Consider the following 22,249-nt stretch of genomic DNA (forward strand, 5'->3'; position numbering starts at 1 on the left):
GTGACCGAACTCCACGCCTATGCCCTCGGCGGCATGCGCGAGGTCGTGGCCGGCGACCGGCTCGACGAGCTGATCGCCGCCGCGCTCGCCGAACAGGGTCTGCAGGTGCGAGACGGCGACATCCTGGTCGTGACCAGCAAGATCGTCTCGAAGGCCGAAGGCCGTACCGTGCGAGCGGATGATCGGGAGGCCGCCATCACCGACGAGACCGTGCGCGTGGTGGCGACTCGCGCCCATCCCGGCGGTGTGACGCGCATCGTCGAGAACCGCCTGGGTATCGTGCAGGCCGCCGCCGGGGTGGATGCGAGCAACACCCCCGTCGGCACCGTTCTGCTGCTGCCTGTCGACCCCGATGCTTCGGCCCGGCAGCTCGCCGCACACCTGCGCGAACGGCTCGGTGTGCGGGTGGGCATCCTGATCTCCGACACTCTCGGTCGAGCCTGGCGGGAGGGTCAGACCGACCAGGCAATCGGGTCGGCGGGCGTGCGCGTCGTCGATGACCTCCGCGGCGGAGTCGACACCTTCGGGCAGACGCTCGAGGTCACCCAGATGGCCGTGGCCGACGAGATCGCCTCGGCCGCCGACCTGGTGAAGGGCAAGGCGAGCGGGATGCCCGTGGCACTCCTTCGCGGGCTGTCGCACCTGGTCGTCGAGACTCTCGAGACGCCTGCCCGCGCCCTGACCCGCACGGGCCCGACCGACATGTTCCGGCTGGGTTCCGACGAGGCACACGCCGAGGGGCACGCGGAGGGCTACGCGGAGGGTTTCGAGGCCGGGTACCTCGCGGGCCTGGCCGCGATGCCGTGAGGGCGGTCGGCTGGGTCGTCGTGGTGCCCGTCAAGGGCACCGACCTCTCGAAGACGCGACTGGCCGACCTGCCGGCGAGTGTGGAGTTCCGCCGCCGGCTCGCCCTGGCGTTCGCGCTCGACACGATCACGGCCATCACGGCCGCGGCCGGGGTCGTGGAGGTTCTCGTGGTGACGGGCGACCCCGAATCCGCCGCCGCACTTGCCCGGCTGGGAACCGACACATTGCCGGTGACGACGGTGCCCGACCCCGGCGACGGGCTGAACACAGCGATCCTGCGGGGCGTCGCACTCGCCCGCACGCGCAGGCCGGCGGCCGCGATTGCCGCGATCACCGCCGACCTCCCGTCGCTCACCACGGTCGACGTCGATGACGCACTCCGCCTCGCCATGGGCCACCCCACGGCCTTCATCGCTGACGCCGACGCAACCGGAACCACCACCGTCACGGTCCAGCCGGGGTTCGCGCTCACTCCCCGGTTCGGCCCCGGTTCCGCAGCGGCTCACGCGGCGAGCGGGATGATCGCCCTCCCCATCCCGCTGGAATCCTCCATCCGGCACGACGTCGACACCCCCACCGATCTCGAGGCCACCTCGGCAACGTTCGGCCCCCACACGCGGAGAACCCTCGACTCCGGTCGTGGTGCGGGCGAGACCGCCTGACATGAGATAACCTCGTTAAGCTGTCTGGCGCACCGGCGCCGGGCACGGTCAGAAGGAGGAGATCCATGGGCACGATCTAATGCTGGCGACGCACCGCGTCGCCGAGGGTACCGACGAGACCCCCCGGCCCCTTCGAGAACCTCGCGAAGTAGTCGGCTCGGGGCGGTGGGGAGTCGGTCGCCTCCGTGTCGTCGACCGGGGATGCGTCGCCGATCCACCGGGTCGCGCGTTCGCCCGACAGCACGGCGGGCGGATTTCGGTCGCCGGCAGGCCAGCCCGGTTCGCTGAGCATGTCGAGTGGCACGTCGGCCCCGAAGACCAGCACGTTGCCGATGAGGGGGTCAGCGAGCATCCTCCCATCCATCACGATGGCCACATGCGCAAAGAGCGTCGCAATCGTTGCCGCCTGACGGCGTGACCAGGCGAAGCCGGGGCCGTCGATGAGGTTGGCGACGAACACCCCGGCGGGTGCCATCAGCCTGCTGACGCCGGAATAGAACTGCAGGCTCGCAACCCGCCGCGCAATGGTGGATCCTGCCCAGAGGTCGACGATCGTCGCCTGGGCTCCGCTCCACGGGGGTGGGCCCGGGCGCTCGGATGCACTCGCGCCGTTCAGTGAACCTGCCGGACAGCCGTCGATCACCGCCCGCGCATCGTCGAAGAGAAAGCGCACATCGCTCCCGGGTGGCAGTGGCAGGATGCCGAGCAGGTCAGTGGTGCGTTCGGCTTCGCTCTCGACCACGTATTGCACGGCGGACGACCGGGTCGCGGCGACGTACCGGGCGAGCGTCAGGGCGCCGCCACCCAGGTGGGCGACGACGAAGGCCGAGTCGGGGCCGGGCGGCAGCTCGTCGAGCACGCGGGCGATGTAGCGCGCATAGTCGAATTCGATGGCCAGGGGATCGGTCAGGCACACCTGCGACTGCGAGATTCCGTCGACGACGAGTCTGTAGGAGAGAGCCGCGGGGTCGACCAGCTCGAGTTCTGCCCGCTGGCCGTTTAGTGCGCTCTGGTAGACGAGCTTCGCTTCATTCACACTCCACCATAACCGATGAATCGTCACTATCGCCGAGCCCCCGTCGAATCGGCGCTCGGCCGCGAATACCGCCGGTGACCCGCCACAGCCCCGTACCCCACCGACGCGACACGCATCCCGGCTCGGTGGCCGACTACGGCCACTTCGGCATCGTCACCGACGCGTGGGCCCTCGGGCTGCACACCTCGGTCGTGCCGACGCCGATCGGGGCGGTCACCGTGCGGCACAGTCGGCACCGGGTGCGGCGGGATGCGGTGGCCGTCGTGATGCTGCACGGCGCGGCCGGGTCGTGGAGCACGTTCACTCCGCTCCTCCTGACCGCTTTCGCCGAGGGCGTCGACCTGCCAGACCTGGTCATCCCCGACCTACCGGGCTGGGGCGAATCCTCTCTGCCCGCGGCGCCGGCCGACCGCTCCATCGAGTCGATCGCCGCTGCGGTCGCCAGCGTTGTACGCGCACTCGGCTACGACCGCTGGATGCTCATCGGCCACTCCCTCGGAGGGTTCGTCGCCCTCGAACTGGCCGTCGCCGAGCCCGCGGCCACGCAGAGGGTTCTGCTGGTTTCACCGACGACCTTCGGTGTGGCGGAGACGGCCCGGCATCCGCTTCGTCGCTTCGGTGCGCTGCCGGCGTATTCGGGCATGCTCGTCGCCATGCGAACGCTCGCGCGGATGGGCCGGGCCGGTACGGCGTTGGTCGGGGGAATCGGTGCCTCCCGGTTCTTTCGGCTCACGATGAGTCCGCTGTTCGCGGAGCCGGCGCGCATCGATCGCAGTGTCTACCTCGCGCTCGCGCAGGAGGCGCGGCCGCAGTCGTTCGCGATCGCCTCCCGCCGGGCCGGCGCGTACGAGCTGACGCGGTGGGCGGGCATCCGGTGCCCCGTTCGATCGGTGCAGGGTGACGCTGACGTCTTCGTCGCCCCCGGTGATCAGGCACAGCTCGCGTCGCTGGTCCCGGATTTCGAGGGCGGCACCGTGGAGGGTGTGGGCCACTTCGGCCACCTCGAACGGCCCGTCGAGGTACTGAGACGCCTGGTGCTGCCGGCGCTTGTCAGCGCGTGAGCGTCCCGGCGGCGTCGAGCGCGGCGGCGGCGAGGGCGGCAGAGGTGTCGACGGTGGTCATCCACAGCGGCACGACGCTCACGCGGATACCGGCGGCCTCGATCCCGGCGACCAGGGCTTCATCGCTCTGATCGACGAGCCACGCGTCGAGGATGCCGCGGCCGGCGCTGCCCGACACTTCGCGTGAACCGTAGAGGTGCGCCACCGCATCGGCCGCCACCTCGACCCCGATCGCGTCGAGGCACGCCTTCGCCATGCCGCGCACCGGCGACCCGGAAATGATGGGTGAGACCCCCACCACCGGCGCCCCCGTCTGCTGCAGGGCGGTGCGGATGCCCGGCACCGGCAGAATCGTCCCGATCGACACGACGGGGTTCGACGGCGCGACCAGCACCACATCCGCGCCGAGGATGGCGTCGACGACACCCGGCGCAGCGACCGCGGACTCGAGGCCGTGCTGCTCGAATCGCAGCGCGGGAAGCGAGGCTCGGTAGCGAACCCACCACTCTTCGAAATGCATGGTGCGGGTGCCGGTGTCGCTCGACGCGTCAGCCACGACCACATGGGTCTCCACGGGTTGATCGCTCATCGGCACGAGCGTGACTCCGAGGTTCCAGCGCGCCGTGACCTCGGCCGTCGCCTCGCTGAGCGTCCGCCCCTCGCGCAACAGATGCGACCGGGTGATGTGCGTGCCGAGGTCGAGATCGCCGAGCGTGAACCACGGCCAGCCGACCCCGTAGGCGGTCAGTTCTGCGCTGACCCGTTCGGACTCGCCGAGCCGCCCCCAGCCGCGCACCTCGTCGTTCCCGCCACCCAGGGTGTACATGATCGAGTCGAGATCGGGGCACACCCGCAGCCCGGTCAGCCAGAGGTCGTCGCCCGTGTTCACGACCACGGTGACCTCGGCGGTCGTGCCGCCGGCCCCATCGGGCAGGGCCTGCCGCAGATGCTGGCGGAGCCCGCGCAGAAACTTCGCCCCGCCGACGCCACCAGCCAACACCGTAATCTTCACGCTCAATCCTCCCACCCGTACGGCACCCTCCGCGCCGCGCTCAGCGCCAGCCCGCGCTCCGTGCTGAGCGCCACCGGCCCCGCGCTCAGGATGCGCGCCGCCCTCAGCGCCAGCCCGACAGTCGCGCCGCCACCTGCTCGAGCACCGCCTCGCTCGCCGCGTACACGCCCTCCGCCCGCGGCCAGTGCGTGATCACGTCGGTGAATCCGAGCGCCGCCGCCCGCTCCACCATCGCCTCGAACGCCCCGACGCTCGCAAGCGACACCGCCCCACCGCTGTCGAGGGACAGGTACCGATCGATCGTGAGCGGATCCCGTCCCTCGCCCGATGCCACGTCGTCGAGCCTTCGCACGAGCGCTTCGACCGCGTTCCACCAGTCCTCACCGACGGCACCATCGGCTCCCGTCGTCACCCAGCCCTGGCCGAACCGGCTCACCAGTGCGAGACCCTTCGGTCCGTTGGCCGCGACCACGAACGGAACGCGCGGCGTCTGGGCCGGGCGACCGACCATTCGGGCATCCCGGGCCGTGTACCACTGGCCGTCTAAGCTGATTCCGGATGCCCGCACCTCCGCCGGGGCATCCGGAGACTCTTCGAACCGCAGCAACGTGTCGAGCGCTTCGACGAATTCGGTGAACCGCTCGTGGCGCTGCCTGGCGCTGAGCTGCTGTTGCCCGAGTACGAACGCGTCGAACCCGGTGCCGCCCGAACCGATACCGAGCAGGAAGCGCCCCTCGGAGACGTCGTCGAGGGTCGCGATCTCCTTGGCGAATGGCACGGGATGCCGAAAGTTCGGCGACGAAACGAAGGTACCGAGCCGGATGCCCGAGGTGACGGCCGCCGCCGCCGTGAGCGTCGGCACCGTGGCACCCCACGGTTCGTCGGCGAGCGAGCGCCAGGAGAGGTGGTCGTACGTCCACGCGTGATCGAAGCCCAACTGCTCGGCCGCCCTCCATTTGTCACGGGCCACGGCCCAGCGATCCTGCGGGAGAAGAACGATTCCAAAGCGCATGCCGCCAGTCTAGGCAGCGCTCTCCCCGAGCGCCGCGGCCGCGAGCAGCCCCGCCACCTCCTCGGCGTCGGACTCCACGAGGCCCGCGGTCACGCGCACGAACTGCCGCGATGCCGGTGCCGCCCCTGCCGCTCCGCTCGCCCCGGCACCCGGCTCCGCCCCGCCCGGACCCAGCGACGCCTGGAACGACGTGCCGGCCGCCACCCGGATGCCGCTCGCCGCCAGTGCCACCATCGCGCTCCGCTCGTCGTGCACCGGGAGCCAGGCATTGATGCCGTCGGACGCCTCGATGGCCAGCCCTCGCCGCGCAAGAGCGGCCTGCAGCGCTCGTTGCCGCGCCGCATAGGTGTCACGCGCCAGCGCGACCTCGGCCACCGACGACGGCGCCGTGAGAAGTTCGTAGAGAATGACCTGCAGCATCCGCGAGGTCCACCCTGGCCCCAGCATCCGTCTGGCGACGATGGGATTGAGCAGCGCCGCCGGTCCGCCGAGGGCACCGATGCGAAGATCCGGCCCGTGCGACTTGGCATAACTGCGGATGTGCAGCACCCGGTGCGGAAGCCACGACCCCAGGCTGATGGCGGGCATCGAACTGATCTCGCCCGAGTGGTCGTCTTCGATGATCACGGGGTCGGTCACGTGCGAATGGGCTTTGAGCACGCGCACCAGCTGCTCCGCCCGTTCCCTGGTCATCGACGCACCGGTGGGATTGTGCGCGCGGTTCTGCAGGACGATCGCGGCCGGGTTCGTGCCGAGGGCGATGGCCAGGGCGTCCGGTCGCATGCCCTGCATGTCCATCGCGACCGGAACCCGTTCGGCACCGAGCTGTTCGATGAGGTCGAAGAAGGGCGGGAAACCCGGGTCTTCGACGATGACCCGGTCGCCGTAGCGCACGACCATCTCGAGCGATCGCGACACCGCGTCGAGGGCGCCGTCGAGGATCGTGATGCTCTCGGGGGAATAGGGCCAGGCTGCCCGCAGGTGCCGTTCGAGTTCGGGGAGCACGCGCTGGTTGAGGTAGCTCGAGGTATCGGCGCGGGCCGGCACGCGGGCCAGGGCGGCCTCGAGCGACGGAAGGAGGTTCGGATCGGGGGTTCCGCTCGAGAGGTCGAGCCGGGCTTCGACGTGGGAGCCGGCCAGTTCGGCGAAGTGCGTCGGCATCCAGGTGGTGCTGGCGTGCAGCACGAAACTCCCCGCCCGCCCGCGTGAGGTGATCAGGCCGACCCCGGCAAGTGCCTGCCAGGCGTTCGAAACGGTGGCCGGACTGACCCCGAGCGCGCCCGCGAGCTCGCGAACGGTGGGCAGCCGGTCGCCCGAGGCGATGCCGCCGGAACGGATCAGCCGCGACACGGCGGCGGCGATGGCCTCGGGGGTCTTCTTCTCCACAGCCCCGACGATCAGCTCGATCATCCACACCTCTTGACTTATTTTTACGCCTGCGTCACAGTCTGAAACACGAGAGAAATGTTCACAACGAATAATAACAAAACCGGCTTCGAGAGGAACACGCACAATGACGGTTGTACGCGCAGCGATCACGCAGACCACCTGGACGGGCGACAAAGAGTCCATGATCGCCAAGCACGAGCAGTTCGCGCGTGACGCCGCCGCCGACGGCGCCCAGGTCATCTGCTTCCAGGAGCTGTTCTACGGCCCGTACTTCGGCATCACCGAAGACAAGAAGTACTACCGCTACGCCGAGCCGGCCGACGGTCCCATCGTGCAGCGCTTCGCGGCGCTCGCCAAAGAGCTGAACCTCGTCATGATCCTGCCGATCTACGAAGAAGACATCACGGGCGTCTACTACAACACGGCCGTCATCGTCGAGGCCGACGGCACCATCCTCGGCAAATACCGCAAGCACCACATCCCGCACCTCGACCGCTTCTGGGAGAAGTTCTACTTCCGTCCCGGCAACATGGGCTACCCCGTCTTCGACACCTCGGTCGGCAAGATCGGGCTCTACATCTGCTACGACCGGCACTTCCCGGAGGGCTGGCGGGAGCTCGGCCTGAACGGTGCGCACATGGTCTTCAACCCGAATGCCACCAAGCCGGGCCTCTCGAACCGGCTGTGGGAGGTCGAAGGCCCCTGCGCGGCCGTCGCCAACGGCTACTTCGTGCTGCAGCCCAACCGGGTCGGCCGCGAAGACAACGAGTACGGCGAGCTCGCCGTCGACTTCTACGGCACCAGCCAGGTCATCGACCCGCGCGGCAACTTCGTGGGCGAGCGCGGCTCCGGTACCGACGAAGAGATCATGATCCGTGACCTCGAACTCGACCTGGTTCAGCAGATGCGCGACGACTGGCAGTTCTACCGCGACCGCCGCCCGGAGTCGTACACCTCGATTCCGAAGCCGTGACGCGATGAAGACTCTGATCACGAACGGTACGGTCGTGAACGCGACCGGTGTCGCTTCGGCCGACGTGCTGATCGACGGCGAGACCATCGCCGCCGTTCTGGCACCGGGCTCGGCTCTGCTGGGGTTCGACGTGGCGGCGAACGTCGACCGGGTGATCGATGCCCGGGGCAAGTACGTCATCCCCGGCGGCATCGACGCGCACACCCACATGGAGATGCCGTTCGGCGGCACGTTCGCCAGCGACACCTTCGAAACCGGCACGCGGGCGGCGGCCTGGGGCGGAACCACCTCGATCGTCGACTTCGTCGTGCAGTACGCGGGTGAGAACATCCTCGACCAGTACCAGGCCTGGCACCAGAAGGCCGCGGGCAACTGCGCGATCGACTACGGCTTCCACCAGATCCTCTCCGATGTGCAGGACTCGTCGCTCACCGCGATGGACGAACTGCTCACCGAGGGCGTCAGTTCGTTCAAGCTGTTCATGGCCTACAAGGGTGTGTTCCTCTCCGACGACGGCCAGATCGTCAAGGCGATGCAGCGGGCCAGCGACAACGGTGCGCTGATGATGATGCACGCGGAGAACGGCAGCGTCATCGACCTCCTCGTGCAACAGTCGATCGCCCGCGGCGACACGTCCCCGTACTTCCACGGCACCACGCGCCCGTGGCAGGCCGAAGAGGAGGCGACCCACCGGGCCATCATGCTCGCGAACCTCACGGGCGCGCCGCTCTACATCGTGCACGTCAGCGCCAAGCAGGCGGTCGAGCAGATCGCCGTCGCGCGCGACCGTGGGCAGAACGTGTTCGCCGAGACCTGCCCGCAGTACCTCTACCTCTCGCTCGAAGAGCAGCTCGGGGCGTCCAGCGAGCAGTGGGGCGAGTTCGAGGGTGCGAAGTGGGTGTGTTCGACGCCGCTGCGGGCTCGCGCCGAGGGTCACCAGCACCACATGTGGCAGGGCCTCCGCACGAACGACCTGCAGGTCATCTCGACCGACCACTGCCCGTTCTGTATGAAGGGCCAGAAAGACATGGGGCTCGGCGACTTCTCGAAGATCCCCAACGGCATCGGTTCGGTCGAGCACCGCATGGACCTCATCTACCAGGGCGTCGTGATGGGCGAGATCAGCCTGCCGCGCTGGGTCGAGCTCACCTCCACCACCCCCGCCCGCATGTTCGGCATGTACGGCAAGAAGGGCGTCATCCAGCCGGGTGCCGACGGAGACGTCGTGATCTACGACCCGAACGGGCACACCTCGATCGGTGCCGGTGAGGGCCGCAGCCACCACATGAACATGGACTACTCCGCCTGGGAGGGCTTCGAGATCGACGGCCACGTCGACACCGTCATCTCCCGAGGCAAGGTCATCGTCGACGACAATGCCTACCTCGGCACGAAGGGCGACGGCAGGTACTTCAAGCGTGGCCTGAGCCAGTACCTGATCTGAGCGATCAGGCCGTGCCGGTACCCGCCCGGCACCGCGCATGAAACTCGACCAGACTTCTACGAACAGAAAGCACCAGATGGAATTCGGAGCAGTACTCCAGACCCACCCGCCGGCATCCCGCACCCTCGCGCTCGCGAAGCTGGCCGAGCAGCACGGCTTCGACTACGCGTGGACGTTCGATTCCCACCTGCTCTGGCAGGAGCCCTACGTCATCTACAGCCAGATCCTCAACGAGACGCACCGCATCAAGGTCGGCCCCATGGTCACCAACCCGGCGACCCGCGACTGGACGGTGACGGCCTCCATCTTCGCCACCCTCAACGAGATGTACGGCAACCGCACCATCTGCGGCATCGGCCGGGGCGACTCGGCGGTGCGCACCACGAACGGTGCGCCCACGACGCTGAAGACCCTGCGTGAGTCGATCCACGTCATCCGGGAGCTCGCCAACAGCAGGTCGGTCGAGTACAACGGTGCGACCGTGCAGTTCCCGTGGAGCCGCGGCTCCGAGCTCGAGGTCTGGGTCGCGGCCTACGGCCCGCTCGCGCTCAAGCTGACGGGCGAGGTCGGTGACGGCTTCATCCTGCAGCTCGCCGACGTCGACATCGCCGAATGGATGATCAAGACCGTGCGGGCGGCCGCCGAGAAGGTCGGGCGCGACCCGATGAGCATCAAGTTCTGCGTGGCCGCCCCGATGTACATCGGCGACGACTGGGAGCACATGCGCGACCAGTGCCGCTGGTTCGGCGGAATGGTGGGCAACCACGTCGCCGACATCGTCTCGAAGTACGGCACCGACTCGAACGTGCCGAAGGCGCTGACCGACTACATCGAGGCGCGCCAGGGCTACGACTACAACCAGCACGGCCTCGCCGGCAACGAGCACGCCAACTTCGTGCCCGACGAGATCGTCGACCGGTTCTGCCTGCTCGGCACGGCCGACCAGCACATCGACAAGCTGAAGGCCCTCAAGGAGCTCGGCGTCGACCAGTTCGCCGGCTACCTGCAACACGACAACAAAGAGGAGACCCTGAGGGTCTATGGCGAGACCGTCATCCCCGCGATGCGAGAGCACATCACGGCCACGGCATGACGATCACAGAGGCGAGAGGGGGCCGTCGCACAGGGAGCGCGGAGACGGGCGCGGGCCGTCGCCGGGGAAGTGCGGTGCTCTGGGGGCTGCTGGGCGTCATCGTGCTCGCGCTGTTGTGGGAGGGCTACAAGGCCATCGGTCCGGTGGCCGGGGTCGAGTTCTTCGGAACGAGCATCCTGCCGAAGACGGATGACCGTTCGATGCCGCACCTCGTCGACATGCTGACCCGCGCCGTCGAGCCCGTCAACACCTCCGCCGGCTCACCGCCGGTGTGGATCGCCGTCATCGGTGCCGCCCTCAACAGCCTGGGCGTCGCCGCTGTCGGCTGGGCCATCGGGTCGGTGGTCGGTTTTCTCATCGCCCTGCTCATGCAGAGGCTCCACGTCGCCGAGCGGGCGGTGCTGCCCTGGCTGATCCTGAGCCAGACGGTGCCACTCATCGCTCTCGCTCCGGTTATCGTGGCCTGGGGCGGCAAGATCCAGATCGGCACCTTCTCCTGGGACCGATGGATGTCTGTGGCCGTCATCGCCTCCTACCTCGCCTTCTTCCCCGTCGCCGTCGGTGCCCTACGAGGGCTCCAGTCGCCCGACACCATCCATGTCGAGTTGATGCGCACGTACAACGCCGGCTGGTTCCGCACGCTGGTGAAGCTGCGCCTTCCGGCGAGCGTTCCCTTCCTTCTTCCCGCCCTCCGGCTCGGGGCCGCGAGTGCCATCGTGGGCACCGTCGTCGCCGAGGTCTCGACGGGGTACAAGGGCGGTATCGGTCGCATGATCATCGAGTTCGCCCAGTCCGGAACCTCCGACCCGGCCAAGGCCTACGCGCCCATCGCCGGGGCCGTCGTTCTGGGCCTCGTCTCAGCAGGAATCGTGGCACTGATCGGCCTGACCCTCAAACGCTTCAACCGACAGGAGGCGGCCTCGTGACCGACACCGCACTGCCCACCACCGAAAGCTCTGCCCCGGGCGTGCCGCTCGCCGCCATCTCGGTGCGCTCGGCCGGCAAGATCTTCACTGTTGCGAAGGGCGCCGAGGTTCAGGCGCTCACGAACATCGACCTGACCGTCGCGCCGGGGGAGTTCGTCTCCCTGATCGGTCCGTCGGGCTGCGGCAAGAGCACGCTGCTGCGGCTGATCGCCGACCTCGACTCCGCGACAAGCGGCGAGATCCTCGTGTTCGGCAAGACCGCCCGGCAGGCCCGGCTCGACCAGGAGTACGGCATCGCCTTCCAGAGCGCGGGTCTCCTGCCGTGGCGCTCGGTGCAGGCGAACATCGAGCTCCCGCTCGAACTGCACGGGGTCGGCAAGACGGAGCGCGCCGCGCGGGCCGAAGAGCTGATCGAGCTCGTCGGCCTCACCGACTTCCGCTCCCGGTTCCCCGATCAGCTGTCGGGTGGCATGCAGCAGCGCGTCGCCATCGCCCGCTCCCTCGCCGAGCGACCGAAACTCCTGCTGATGGACGAACCCTTCGGCGCCCTCGACGAGATGACCCGCGAACGCATGCAGCAGGAGCTCGTGCGCATCTGCTCCGAGACCGGTGCGGCGGTCGTCTTCGTGACCCACTCCATCCCTGAGGCCGTCTTCCTCTCCGATCGCGTCGTGGTGATGTCGCCCCGGCCGGGTCGCATCGTCGACATCGTCGACGTCGATCTGGGTCCCGGTACCGAACGAAGTGACTCGCTCCGCGAAGACGGCGCCTTCTTCGCGGGCGTCACGGCAGTGCGCGAGGCGCTGCACGGTGCCCCCGTGACACCGCGGGGGGCAGACCTGCGATGAGCGACGAACAAAGGACCGTGAAGTCTGTCGAGGCCGCTGCCGAGCATCCGGAGTCGGGCCTGCTCGGAACCGTCGCCATCGACCCGACCGCACCCGCGCTGTTCTCCCTCCCCGCAGAGGCAGAGGCGACGGGTGGCCGGGCTGCTGCCGCCGACCGGCGTCGCTCGGTCGCACGCTCTGTGCTGCCACCCGTGCTGCTCGGCGTGGCCTTCCTGCTGCTCTGGCAGCTCGCCGTCGTGGCCTTCGACATCAAGCCCTACCTGCTGCCGAGCCCCTCCGACATCGTGGGCCAGATCTTCATCGTGCTCCCGCTGCTCTGGTCGTCACTGCTGGCGACCGGGCTGAACGCCCTGATCGGGCTCGTGCTGGGCGGCCTGATCGCCGTCGTGCTGGCCCTCCTGGCTTCCCGCGTCAGTATTCTCGACCGGATGATCGTGCCGATCGTGGCGGCTGTCGCCGTCGTGCCCATCGTCGCGCTGGCGCCCATCCTGAACACCATGTTCGGGTCGACCTCCGACACGCCCCGCCGCATCGTCGTGCTGATCGTGGTCTTCGCGCCGGTCTTCATCAACACCCTGCGCGGCCTCCGCCAGGTGCGACCGGTGCACCGCGATCTGATGAGGGCCTACGCCGCGTCGAACTGGCAGCTGACCCGAACCGTCACGCTACCGGGCGCCGTGCCTTTCATCTTCACGGGCCTTCGCATCGCGGCCCCGCTCGGCGTCATCTCGGCAATCGTCGCCGAGTACTTCGGCGGGCTGCAGAACGGGCTGGGTTCCCGTATCACCTCCGCCGCGGCGAACAGCGCCTACCCGCGCGCCTGGTCCTACGTGTTCGGCGCGATCATCCTGGGTCTCGTGTTCTACGCGGTCACCCTCCTGCTCGAACGGCTCGCGAGCCGCCGACGGGCCTGAAGACGTTCCACCCGCACCACCCGTGTCACAGCACCACCGCATCGCCGCACCACACCTTCACCGCACCACCGTCCTCATTGACAAACCAACGGAGAACTGATGAAGCACAGCAGACGCATCACCCTCGGCGTGGCGGCCATCGCCGCGTCGGCAGCCCTCGTTCTGACCGGATGTTCGAGTTCATCCGGCTCCGACACCACCGCGACATCCAGCGACGGCTCGGCTCTCACGCCGGTCAAGCTGCAGCTGCAGTGGTTCACCCAGGCGCAGTTCGCTGGCTATTACGCAGCCCTCGACCAGGGGTACTTCAAGGATGAAGGTCTCGACGTGACCATCATCGAAGGCGGAACCGACATCGTGCCGCAGACCCAGCTCGCCGACGGCGCGGTGGACTATGCGGTCGCCTGGGTCCCGAAGGCCCTCGCCTCCCGCGAACAGGGCGCCGGTATCACCGATGTCGCCCAGATCCTGCAGAAGTCGGGCACGCTGCAGGTCTCGATGGCCGACAAGAACATCACGACCGCAGCAGACCTCAAGGGCAAGACGGTCGGCAACTGGGGCTACGGCAACGAGTTCGAGATGTTCGCCGGTATCACCAAGGCCGGTCTCGACCCCGCAAACGACGTCAAGCTCGTTCAGCAGGCCTTCGACGAGTCGGGCCTGCTCGACGGATCCATCGACGCAGCCCAGGCCGAGACCTACAACGAGTACGCCCAGATTCTCGAGACGATGAACCCGGCAACCGGCAAGCTCTACCAGCCGGGCGACCTCAACGTCATCGACTGGAACACCGAGGGCACCGCCATGCTCCAGGACGCGATCTGGGCCAACACCGAGAAGCTCAACAGCGACCAGGCATACCAGGACCAGACCGTGAAGTTCCTCACGGCCGCCCTGAAGGGCTGGATCTACGCCCGCGACAACCCCCAGAAGGCCGCAGACATCGTGGTCGCCAAGGGTTCGCAGCTCGGCGCGAGCCACCAGCTCTGGCAGACCAACGAGATCAACAAGCTCATCTGGCCTTCTGCAGACGGTATCGGTGTCATCGACGACTCGTCGTGGAAGCAGACCGTCAGTGTCGCGATGACCGCGAAGAACCTCGAGGGCACGACGGTCATCACGAAGGAGCCCGACTCCGACGCGTACACCAACACGTATGTGCAGAAGGCGCTCGACGCGCTGAAGGGCGAAGGCGTCGACGTCACCGGCACCTCGTACAAGCCCATCGACGTCACCCTCACCGAGGGCGGAAAATAAGCAGGAACCACCGTTGGCCGGGCATCCTGGCGGTTTCAGGATGCCCGGCTCCACACCAGGCACAGACGACGAAGAAGGCACCACCCATGAACCTCAACCCCGAAGACGGCCGGCTGGCCTACGAACTCGACCGCGCCCACGTCTTCCACTCCTGGTCGGCGCAGGGCGCCCTGAAGCCGATGGTCATCGCTGGCGGGCTCGGCAGCACCGTCTGGGACTTCGACGGCAACGAGTACCTCGACTTCTCGAGCCAGCTCATCAACGTGAACATCGGCCACCAGCATCCGGCGGTCACCGCGGCGATCCGCGCGCAGACCGAGGTGCTCACCACCGTTGCACCCGCCGCCGCCAACCTGGCGCGGGGCAGAGCGGCCCAGCGCATCCTGGAACGTGCCGGCCACGGCTTCAGCAAGGTCTTCTTCACCAACGGTGGTGCGGATGCCAATGAGAACGCGTTCCGTATGGCCCGTCTCTACACCGGGCGCGACAAGATCCTCTCGACCTACCGTTCGTACCACGGCAACACCGGCGCCGCGGTCGTGGCGACCGGCGACTGGCGACGGATGCCCAACGAGTACGCCCGCGGGCACGCGCACTTCTTCGGGCCCTTCGAATACCGCTCCGAATTCTGGTCGTCGTCTCCCGAGGAGGAGTCGTCGCGGGCGCTGCACCACCTGGAACGGGTGATCGTGAGCGAAGGCGCCTCGGGAATCGCCGCAATCGTGCTCGAAACGGTGCCGGGAACGGCGGGCATCCTCGTTCCCCCGCCCGGCTACCTCGCCGGAGTGCGCGCGCTCTGCGACAGGTACGGCATCATGCTGATCTTCGACGAGGTCATGTGCGGGTTCGGGAGAGCGGGCGGCTGGTTCGCGTTCCAGGCGCTCGGCGCGATCGAGGGCGAGACGGTCGTACCCGACCTCGTCACCTTCGCCAAAGGCGTCAACTCGGGGTATGTCCCGGTTGGCGGCGTCATCATTCCGCCGTACATCGCCGAGGCGTTCGACGAGACCGTCTTTCCGGGTGGGCTGACCTACTCCGGGCATCCGCTCGCCATGGCCTCCATCGTCGGGGCGATCGACGCGATGGCCGACGAGGGGATCATCGAGAACGCTGCGCGAATCGGGCGTGATGTGCTCGGCCCGGGCCTCCGGGCGCTCGCCGAGAAGCACGAGGTCATTGGCGAGGTCCGCGGATTGGGCGTCTTCTGGGCCCTCGACCTCGTCGCCGACCCTGTCACGCGCGAGCCGCTGCCACAGGCCACCATCGGCGCGCTCAAGGCGAGGTTGCTCGCGCTGGGGCTGCTGCCGATCTTCGCCGACAATCGCCTGCACGTCGTGCCGCCCTGCGTGGTGACCGACGACGAGGTGGCGCGGGCGCTCGCGATCTATGACGAGGCTTTCGCGTCGATCTCGGTGCTGGTATAGCGGAGGCGTGTGCAGAAGCGCGGCCACTCGGTCGCCGGCCGACCCGGTAGCGTGGCTACATGGACGTCAGACGGCTCGAACTCCTCCGTGAACTCGCCGAGCGCGGCAGCATCACCGAGGTCGCCCGGGCGACGCACCGCACTCCGTCTGCGGTCTCCCAGCAGCTCCGTGTCCTCGAGCGCGAGGCCGGCCTTCCCCTCACCGAGAAGGCCGGTCGCGGCATCGTGCTCACCGACGCAGGCCGAGCCCTCGCCCGAAGCGCCACCGATGTAGCCATCGCCCTCGAGCGGGCTGACGCGCTGTGGGACGAGTTCCGGCACGATCCCACCGGAGAGGTGTCGCTCGCGACCTTCCCGACCGGTGGGCAGATGCTCCTGCCGGGAGTGCTGCACCGGCTCGCCCGGCAGAGCGGCCTGACCCTGCACGCCAGCGACCGCGATCCGGTCTCCGAGGGTTTTCCCGATCTGGCGAACGACTTCGACATCGTGCTTGCGCACGCGCCGACCCGTCCGCCCTCGCTCTGGCACGGCCGCGGGCTCTCGGTCATCCATCTGATCACCGAGCCTCTCGACGTGGCGCTCGCGCCCGGGCATCCGCTCGCCGCCCAGGCCAGCGTGAGCCCCGCCGACCTGATCGGCGAGCAGTGGATCGGGGTGCCCTGGGGGTACCCGTTCGAACGCACCCTCTACGACATCTCTGCGGCGGCCGGTGCCCCGGTCGACATCGTGCAGCGCTTCGCCGACACCCGGGTCACCGAGTCGCTCGTGGCCGCCGGTCTCGGCATCGCCATCCTGCCCCGGTACACCGCCGGGGGCGCCTACCTCGACTCGAGCACCGCCTCGCAGCGCATCGTGCTGAAACCCCTGTCGGGCATGCGCGCCGAGCGCCACATCTACGCACTCATGCGCCCCGACCGTGCCGAGCGACTCGCCGTGCGCACCGTTGCCGAGTTCCTCCGAGCCGAGGCCGAGGCGATCCGCGCCGCCAACCCGGCGCCCGCCTGACTCTCCGAGCTCGACCCGAGTTGGCATTATAGAATCTTTCTCATGTTGAGCCGTGGGATGTATTCGAGAAGGAGGTCGCAGGGTACCTTCAGCCCCTCCGTTCGATTCTCGACGAGGCGGGCAGAGGCTCTATCGAGGTGACCGCACGGGGCCGCCTGACCCAAGCGAGCAATCAGCTCCTCTCACAGATCATCGATCCGAATGCTCGATGGGTCCCCCGCTACGTACCCGACGCGCACGACTACGTGTTGAACGGGCTGCTTGACGTCGCAGTCCAACTCGGACTGGTTCGGGTAGCGGGGCGCCGGCTCGAGCTTCGGAAGAGGGGCCGCAAAGGGGTCGCCGATCCTCTCGCGCTCTGGCAGCACCTTGCGGCCGCCCTCCCATTCGAGCGGGACGAGTACGGTCGTGGAGTCGCCAGGTATCTCCTCATTCTCACGGCCTCGGGGTTGCTCACCACCGAGATCGAGGCGCTCCCGGTGGTCGATCGTCTGGTTCTCGCGACAGGGTGGAACTTCGATCAGCGACCGGGTGAGGCTCTCGGTTCGCGTTACGCCGCATCGACCACGCTCGCAGTTCTGCGGATGGCCTCGTCGGCAACCGAGGTGGGTCACGACGCCGTCGATAGGACATCGTCGTCCTTGGGATCGGCCGGTGCGATTCTCCTTGCGTCTTCAGTACTTGCCAACGACCGCCTGTTCTTCACGTGAGTGGTGCAGCACTCCAACCTGCCCGCGCCGCCGTCGAACCGCCCCCCACCGAACCGACGCCCGCCGAGCATTCGATCCGACCGGGTAAACTCGCCCGGTGAGCAAATTCAACAAAACCCCGTTCACGGTCAACGTCTGGGACCTGATGCACCAGCCCGGCGAACTGCGCGAACGCGAGCTCGACATCGTTGTACCGGAGAAGATGGGTGAAGGCCTCGTTGCGGTTCAGGCCGGCGCGACGCTCGAGGTGGATGCACGCCTCGAGAGCCTGCACGACGGCATCCTGGCCACCGTACGGGTCGACACCGAAGCATCCGGAGTGTGCGGCAGATGCCTCAAAGACATCGAATTGCCGGTTCGAGTCGAGTTTGCGGAGCTTTTCGCGTATTCTCTTGACGAAGCTTTTGATTATCAGGTTCAGGGTGACCACGTCGACCTCGAACCGTTGATCAGGGATGCGGTTGTTCTCGCACTCCCGTTTCAGCCGGTTTGTCGGCCAGATTGCCCAGGACTCGACCCGGTGACGGGAGAGCGGCTGGAAGATCTGCCCGAGCGTGCACCGCAGGAGGAGATCGACTCCCGCTGGTCCGCACTCAGCCAGCTGCTGACCGAAGAGGCTTCCACAGACACGGCAACCGACGGTGCGACTCCGTCTGCGAGCCCCACCGAGAGAGAAAAGAGTTAGCTCATGGCTGTACCGAAGCGAAAGATGTCGCGGGCTTCCACCCGCATGCGCCGCGCACAGTGGAAGGCCACCGCGCCGACCCTCGTGAAGACCGTCGAGAACGGCAAGACCACCTACAGCCTCCCGCACCGCGCGAAGGTTGTCGAAGACTCCGCCGGCACGGCGCTGTTCCTCGAGTACAAGGGCCGCAAGGTCGCCGACGTATAGCCAATCGCACGCCCTGCGGGCGATGCGACGGGTCGTTCGAATGGTGCGCTCGATCGGAGTGATGCAGTGAGCACAGCGGCTGCTGATCCCGACCGGGCGCACCTTTTGTCGACCCTGGGGGTCGAGATCCCGGATGCTCTGCTGAACCTCGCGCTCACCCACCGGTCGTGGTCGTACGAACACGGCGGCGTGCCGACGAACGAGCGTCTCGAGTTTCTCGGCGACTCCATCCTCGGACAGGCCGTCACCGTGATGCTCTACACCCGGTACCCCGAACTGGGCGAGGGTGAACTCGCCAAACGGCGCGCGAGCCTCGTCAGCACTGTCGCACTCGCGGGCATCGGAAAGACGATCGGCCTGGGTGCGTACGTTCTGCTCGGTCGTGGTGAAGACCTCACCGGTGGCCGGTCGAAGTCCTCGATCCTCGCCGACACCGTCGAAGCGCTCATCGGTGCCACGTACCTCGGGCTCGGCGGTGACACCGCCACCCAGCTGGTGCTGCGGCTGGTCGAGCCCCTCATTCTGAACCCCGACACCTTCGGTGAGTCGATGGACCCGAAGACGGGCCTGCAGGAGCTCGCCGCCACCCTCGGCGCCGAGGCGCCCCTCTATGTCGTGACCGAGAGCGGCCCCGACCACCGCAAGATCTTCTGCGCGACGGTCACCGTGGGCGCGCTGGTCACGGCCAGCGGTGAAGGGTCGAGCAAGAAGCAGGCAGAGTCGCTCGCTGCACGTCGAGCCCACGTGCTGCTCGCGACCAGTTTGCCCTAGTGCCCGAACTCCCCGAGGTCGAGGTCGTTCGCGCCGGTCTCGAGCCTGCCGTCACCGGTTCGCTCATCACCGGCGTCGAGATCTTCGACGTCCGTTCCCTCAAACGTCACAGCCCCTTGGCCGGGCCGTTCGCCGACCTCCTCACCGGGCACCGGATGCTCGCCGCCGTGCGCCGCGGAAAGTTCCTGTGGTTCCCGCTCTCTTCCGGCCGTGCGCTGGTCACCCATCTCGGAATGAGCGGTCAGGTTCTGCTGCGGGCGCCCGGGGTGGTGGAAGACGGTCTGCTCCGCATCCGGGTGAGCATCGAGCATCCGTCCCTCGGCGAGCTCTGGGTGAACTTCGTCGACCAGCGCATCTTCGGCTCGATGGCCGTCGACGAACTCGTGCCGACAGCCGACGGACATCCGGCCGGCTTCGCGGGTGCGGGCGCGGGCGCGGGTGCCGGCTTCGCGGGGTCGGGCGCGGGTACGTGCGCAGATGCGGCCGTTCTCGACGGCGGTCGGGCTGCGCTCATTCCGAGCCAGGTCGCCCACATCGCCCGCGACCCCCTCGACCCGTTCTTCGACGAGACCGCCTTCTTCGCAGCCCTTGCGCGAAAGAACACGGGCATCAAACGCGCCCTGCTCGACCAGACCCTGGTCAGCGGCATCGGCAACATCTATGCCGACGAGGCGCTGTGGGCGTCGAAACTGCACTACACGCAGCCGACCGCCTCACTCGGCCCGCGCGTCGCCCGCCGTCTGCTCACCGAAGTCAGGCTCGTGCTCACCAAGGCCCTGGCCGAGGGTGGCACCAGTTTCGACGCGCAGTATGTCAACGTGAACGGTGCGTCGGGCTACTTCTCGCACAGCCTGAATGCTTACGGCCAGCAGGGCAAACCGTGTCCGCGCTGCGGGCGCCCGATCGTGCGCGAGCAGTTCATGAACCGCTCCTCGCACTTCTGCCCCCACTGCCAGCGTCTCCGCCGCCCCCGGCTCCGCCCCTGAGCGCCAACCCGTCGAAAAGCTGTTCAGGCCGGTTTCGGGGTGGTGGTGGCGGCGGTGACTTTCTCCGCCTCCGTGGGGCGGCCCGATCCGGCGTGACCGAGCACGGCGACGGCCACGGTGATCAGCGCCGACAGCGACACGCCCCAACCCAGCCCGAGGCGCAACAGCAGCGCCCCCACCCCCGCACCGGCGGCGATCAGCACGATCGCCGCTGCACGCCGGAACCACGGCTGCCCCTTTCCTCCGGCGAGGCGTGAGTCGGCGGCGAAACCCGTGATCGTCGACGTCACGACGACGGTGGTGACATCCTTCACCCCGATGTGACGGGCGGTGCCGGCCTGGATGCCCATGGCGATCGCCAGGAACAGCGTCACGATGTACTCCTGGGGCTTCGGGGGAGTTCCGCCGTAGACCAGCAGTGTGACGGCCAGCGCGACCATGATCACCGCGACGACGGTCAGCAGCGAGGTGCTCCGCGAGGTCCACCCCTCCGTGATCGGGCGAAGCACCCGCCCCGCGATCACGGCGCCGAGCATGAAGCTGAGCAGCGCGATGACCGGGCCGACGACCGGCAGGCCGTCAGCCCCCGCCAGTGCCATGCCGAGAATGACGACGTTGCCGGTCATGTTGCCCGTGAAGACCCGGTCCAGACCGAGGTACCCGACGGCGTCGACCACGCCCGTGGAGAAGGTCAGGGCCAGCATCAGGCCGAGGTGGAGGTTCGGAGTGTTGCTGCGGAGGCGTCGGAGCACGGTATTCCCTTGACTGGCAGCACTGCCCCCAGGCAGTACTCTCGAAACGTTGACGGAAAGGCATGTGGAACATGGACTTTGACCCGCTCCAGCCCGGTGGCGGCGCGATTCGCTCCCAACACTATCTGCCTGCCACCGGCCGGAATGTGCTCTGGGGCCGCCTGCCCTGCGCCGCCGACGAGGCCGTGCTCGAGGTCGATTCGGGCGCTGAAGTCACGATCGACACACTGAGTCACGAGGGCATCCTCGAAGACCAGGGTCGTGATCCGCTGCGCTACTTCGCCACCCACGGAGTCGATCGCGACCACGTTCTCGACGACGCGATCGCGATCGCCGCCTCTGACTACCCGCGTGACCGGGCTGCCGACGGCCCGCACGTCGTGACCGGCCCCATCCGGGTTCGCGGTGCCCGGCCGGGCGACCTGCTCAAGATGACGCTCGTCGAGTCGCTGCCGCGCGTGCCTTACGGGGTCATCTCGAACCGGCACAGCAAGGGCGCCCTGCCCGGGGAGTACCCCACGAGCCTCGAGACCGTGAGCGTGTTCGCGGCAATGGACGAAGACGACGGCGGCCGCCAGGTCGGGGTTCTGCCGCTGACACCGGGCGGCCCCACCCTCGTGCGCTTCCCCCTCGCGCCCTTCCTCGGCATCATGGGGGTCGCGGTCGCCGGTGACACCCGCCCGCACTCGGTGCCGCCGGGCGCGCACGGTGGCAATATCGACATCAATCTGCTCACCGCCGGCAATTCGCTGTACCTCCCCGTGCAGGTAGCCGGTGCGCTCGCGTACGTCGGCGACCCCCATTTCGCACAGGGTGACGGCGAAGTCGCACTCACCGCGATGGAGGCCTCCCTGCGGGTCACCGTGCGCTTCGACGTTCTCAGCCAGACGGATGCTCTGCAGCAGTTCGGGCGACTGGTCGGTCCGCTCGCCGAAACCCGGGAGTTCCTCGTGCCGACCGGCATGAGTGTCGACCTCGATGAGGCGGTGCAGCACTGCGTTCGGGCGGCCATCTCGGTTCTCGGAGCTCGGTACGGCATGGAGCCCCATCTGGCGTACGCCTACCTCAGCGCCGCGACAGACTTCAACATCTCGCAGGTCGTCGACATTGTGAAGGGTGTGCACGCCCGCATCCGCGTGGCGGATTTCGAGGCCGTGCGCTGATCGTGAGCCGGGAGCTTGTTGAAACAGCTGTTGCACGATCTGGTATTCTGAAACAGTTGACTCAGACAGATCCGTAGAGCGAGGAGCACCCCATCGACAGCCAGCCCATCAAC

23 protein-coding genes are annotated in these 22,249 nt (G+C 68.0%); 18 read left to right on the forward strand and 5 right to left on the reverse strand.

Going from position 1 to position 22,249, the window contains the following annotated elements; translation table 11 throughout:
• Positions 1 to 807, forward strand: a complete 807-nt coding sequence (gene cofE, locus B7R24_RS04440) for a coenzyme F420-0:L-glutamate ligase (protein ID WP_301182458.1) — start codon at positions 1 to 3, stop codon at positions 805 to 807.
• Complete coding sequence (gene cofC, locus B7R24_RS04445; RefSeq protein ID WP_116417789.1) at positions 804 to 1,469, forward strand: 2-phospho-L-lactate guanylyltransferase; 666 nt, start codon at positions 804 to 806, stop codon at positions 1,467 to 1,469. The genes cofE and cofC overlap by 4 nt, the downstream gene beginning before the upstream one ends.
• A 76-nt stretch (positions 1,470 to 1,545) precedes the next feature.
• Here the strand turns inward: cofC and B7R24_RS17530 are convergent, their stop codons facing one another.
• Positions 1,546 to 2,505 carry a spermidine synthase gene (locus B7R24_RS17530; protein ID WP_172582702.1) on the reverse strand — a complete coding sequence of 320 codons (960 nt, stop codon included), beginning with the start codon at positions 2,503 to 2,505 and terminating at the stop codon, positions 1,546 to 1,548.
• A gap of 74 nt (positions 2,506 to 2,579) precedes the next feature.
• Between B7R24_RS17530 and B7R24_RS04455 the strand changes: the two genes are divergently transcribed.
• On the forward strand, positions 2,580 to 3,566 hold the full coding sequence (locus B7R24_RS04455) for an alpha/beta fold hydrolase (protein ID WP_172582703.1): 987 nt from the start codon (positions 2,580 to 2,582) through the stop codon (positions 3,564 to 3,566).
• Here B7R24_RS04455 and cofD read toward each other — a convergent pair.
• From cofD to B7R24_RS04470, 3 genes are all read right to left on the reverse strand, one after another.
• Complete coding sequence (gene cofD / locus B7R24_RS04460) at positions 3,556 to 4,578, reverse strand: 2-phospho-L-lactate transferase (RefSeq protein ID WP_116417792.1); 1,023 nt, start codon at positions 4,576 to 4,578, stop codon at positions 3,556 to 3,558. The genes B7R24_RS04455 and cofD overlap by 11 nt on opposite strands.
• 103 nt (positions 4,579 to 4,681) lie before the next feature.
• Positions 4,682 to 5,590, reverse strand: a complete 909-nt coding sequence (locus tag B7R24_RS04465) for an LLM class flavin-dependent oxidoreductase (protein ID WP_116417793.1) — start codon at positions 5,588 to 5,590, stop codon at positions 4,682 to 4,684.
• Positions 5,591 to 5,599: 9 nt separating this feature from the next.
• Complete coding sequence (locus tag B7R24_RS04470) at positions 5,600 to 7,000, reverse strand: aminotransferase class I/II-fold pyridoxal phosphate-dependent enzyme (RefSeq protein ID WP_116417794.1); 1,401 nt, start codon at positions 6,998 to 7,000, stop codon at positions 5,600 to 5,602.
• Positions 7,001 to 7,103: 103 nt separating this feature from the next.
• Between B7R24_RS04470 and B7R24_RS04475 the strand changes: the two genes are divergently transcribed.
• The 14 genes from B7R24_RS04475 (at position 7,104) to B7R24_RS04540 (ending at position 20,221) form a co-directional block, all read left to right on the forward strand.
• Positions 7,104 to 7,952, forward strand: a complete 849-nt coding sequence (locus tag B7R24_RS04475; RefSeq protein ID WP_116417795.1) for a nitrilase-related carbon-nitrogen hydrolase — start codon at positions 7,104 to 7,106, stop codon at positions 7,950 to 7,952.
• Positions 7,953 to 7,956: 4 nt separating this feature from the next.
• Entirely contained in the window at positions 7,957 to 9,396 is a 1,440-nt protein-coding gene (gene hydA / locus B7R24_RS04480; protein WP_116417796.1) for a dihydropyrimidinase, read from the forward strand.
• 76 nt (positions 9,397 to 9,472) lie between these two features.
• Positions 9,473 to 10,489: a TIGR03842 family LLM class F420-dependent oxidoreductase gene (locus tag B7R24_RS04485; RefSeq protein WP_116417797.1), complete on the forward strand. Its 1,017-nt coding sequence runs from the start codon at positions 9,473 to 9,475 to the stop codon at positions 10,487 to 10,489.
• Complete coding sequence (locus tag B7R24_RS04490; RefSeq protein ID WP_116417798.1) at positions 10,486 to 11,415, forward strand: ABC transporter permease; 930 nt, start codon at positions 10,486 to 10,488, stop codon at positions 11,413 to 11,415. The genes B7R24_RS04485 and B7R24_RS04490 overlap by 4 nt, the downstream gene beginning before the upstream one ends.
• Positions 11,412 to 12,263: an ABC transporter ATP-binding protein gene (locus B7R24_RS04495; protein ID WP_116417799.1), complete on the forward strand. Its 852-nt coding sequence runs from the start codon at positions 11,412 to 11,414 to the stop codon at positions 12,261 to 12,263. Before B7R24_RS04490 ends, B7R24_RS04495 begins: the two co-directional genes overlap by 4 nt.
• Before the next feature lie 17 nt (positions 12,264 to 12,280).
• Positions 12,281 to 13,177 (forward strand): ABC transporter permease, encoded by an 897-nt coding sequence (locus tag B7R24_RS04500; protein ID WP_253259953.1) that lies wholly within the window; start codon positions 12,281 to 12,283, stop codon positions 13,175 to 13,177.
• Positions 13,178 to 13,276: 99 nt separating this feature from the next.
• Positions 13,277 to 14,434, forward strand: a complete 1,158-nt coding sequence (locus tag B7R24_RS04505; protein ID WP_116417801.1) for an ABC transporter substrate-binding protein — start codon at positions 13,277 to 13,279, stop codon at positions 14,432 to 14,434.
• A gap of 86 nt (positions 14,435 to 14,520) precedes the next feature.
• A complete protein-coding gene (locus B7R24_RS04510) occupies positions 14,521 to 15,858 on the forward strand; it encodes an aspartate aminotransferase family protein (RefSeq protein WP_116417802.1) in 1,338 nt (445 codons plus the stop codon).
• 59 nt (positions 15,859 to 15,917) lie between these two features.
• Positions 15,918 to 16,862, forward strand: a complete 945-nt coding sequence (locus tag B7R24_RS04515) for a LysR family transcriptional regulator (protein WP_116417803.1) — start codon at positions 15,918 to 15,920, stop codon at positions 16,860 to 16,862.
• Between the two features lie 137 nt (positions 16,863 to 16,999).
• Entirely contained in the window at positions 17,000 to 17,572 is a 573-nt protein-coding gene (locus B7R24_RS04520) for a hypothetical protein (RefSeq protein WP_116417804.1), read from the forward strand.
• 97 nt (positions 17,573 to 17,669) lie between these two features.
• Entirely contained in the window at positions 17,670 to 18,257 is a 588-nt protein-coding gene (locus tag B7R24_RS04525) for a YceD family protein (RefSeq protein WP_116417805.1), read from the forward strand.
• A 3-nt stretch (positions 18,258 to 18,260) separates the two neighbouring features.
• Positions 18,261 to 18,464, forward strand: coding sequence for a 50S ribosomal protein L32 (gene rpmF, locus B7R24_RS04530; protein WP_104244459.1), 204 nt, complete (start codon positions 18,261 to 18,263; stop codon positions 18,462 to 18,464).
• Between the two features lie 66 nt (positions 18,465 to 18,530).
• Positions 18,531 to 19,235, forward strand: coding sequence for a ribonuclease III (rnc, locus tag B7R24_RS04535; RefSeq protein WP_116417806.1), 705 nt, complete (start codon positions 18,531 to 18,533; stop codon positions 19,233 to 19,235).
• Entirely contained in the window at positions 19,235 to 20,221 is a 987-nt protein-coding gene (locus tag B7R24_RS04540) for an Fpg/Nei family DNA glycosylase (protein ID WP_116417807.1), read from the forward strand. The genes rnc and B7R24_RS04540 overlap by 1 nt, the downstream gene beginning before the upstream one ends.
• A gap of 23 nt (positions 20,222 to 20,244) precedes the next feature.
• Here the strand turns inward: B7R24_RS04540 and B7R24_RS04545 are convergent, their stop codons facing one another.
• Positions 20,245 to 20,973, reverse strand: coding sequence for a YoaK family protein (locus B7R24_RS04545; protein WP_253259271.1), 729 nt, complete (start codon positions 20,971 to 20,973; stop codon positions 20,245 to 20,247).
• Between the two features lie 71 nt (positions 20,974 to 21,044).
• Here B7R24_RS04545 and B7R24_RS04550 point away from each other — a divergent pair, with 71 nt between their 5' ends.
• Positions 21,045 to 22,136, forward strand: a complete 1,092-nt coding sequence (locus B7R24_RS04550; RefSeq protein WP_116417817.1) for an acetamidase/formamidase family protein — start codon at positions 21,045 to 21,047, stop codon at positions 22,134 to 22,136.
• Positions 22,137 to 22,249 lie beyond the last annotated feature (113 nt).

Origin of the sequence: Subtercola boreus, from assembly GCF_003399645.1 — a bacterium.
In the GTDB taxonomy this organism is placed as follows: Bacteria; Actinomycetota; Actinomycetes; order Actinomycetales; family Microbacteriaceae; genus Subtercola; species Subtercola boreus_A.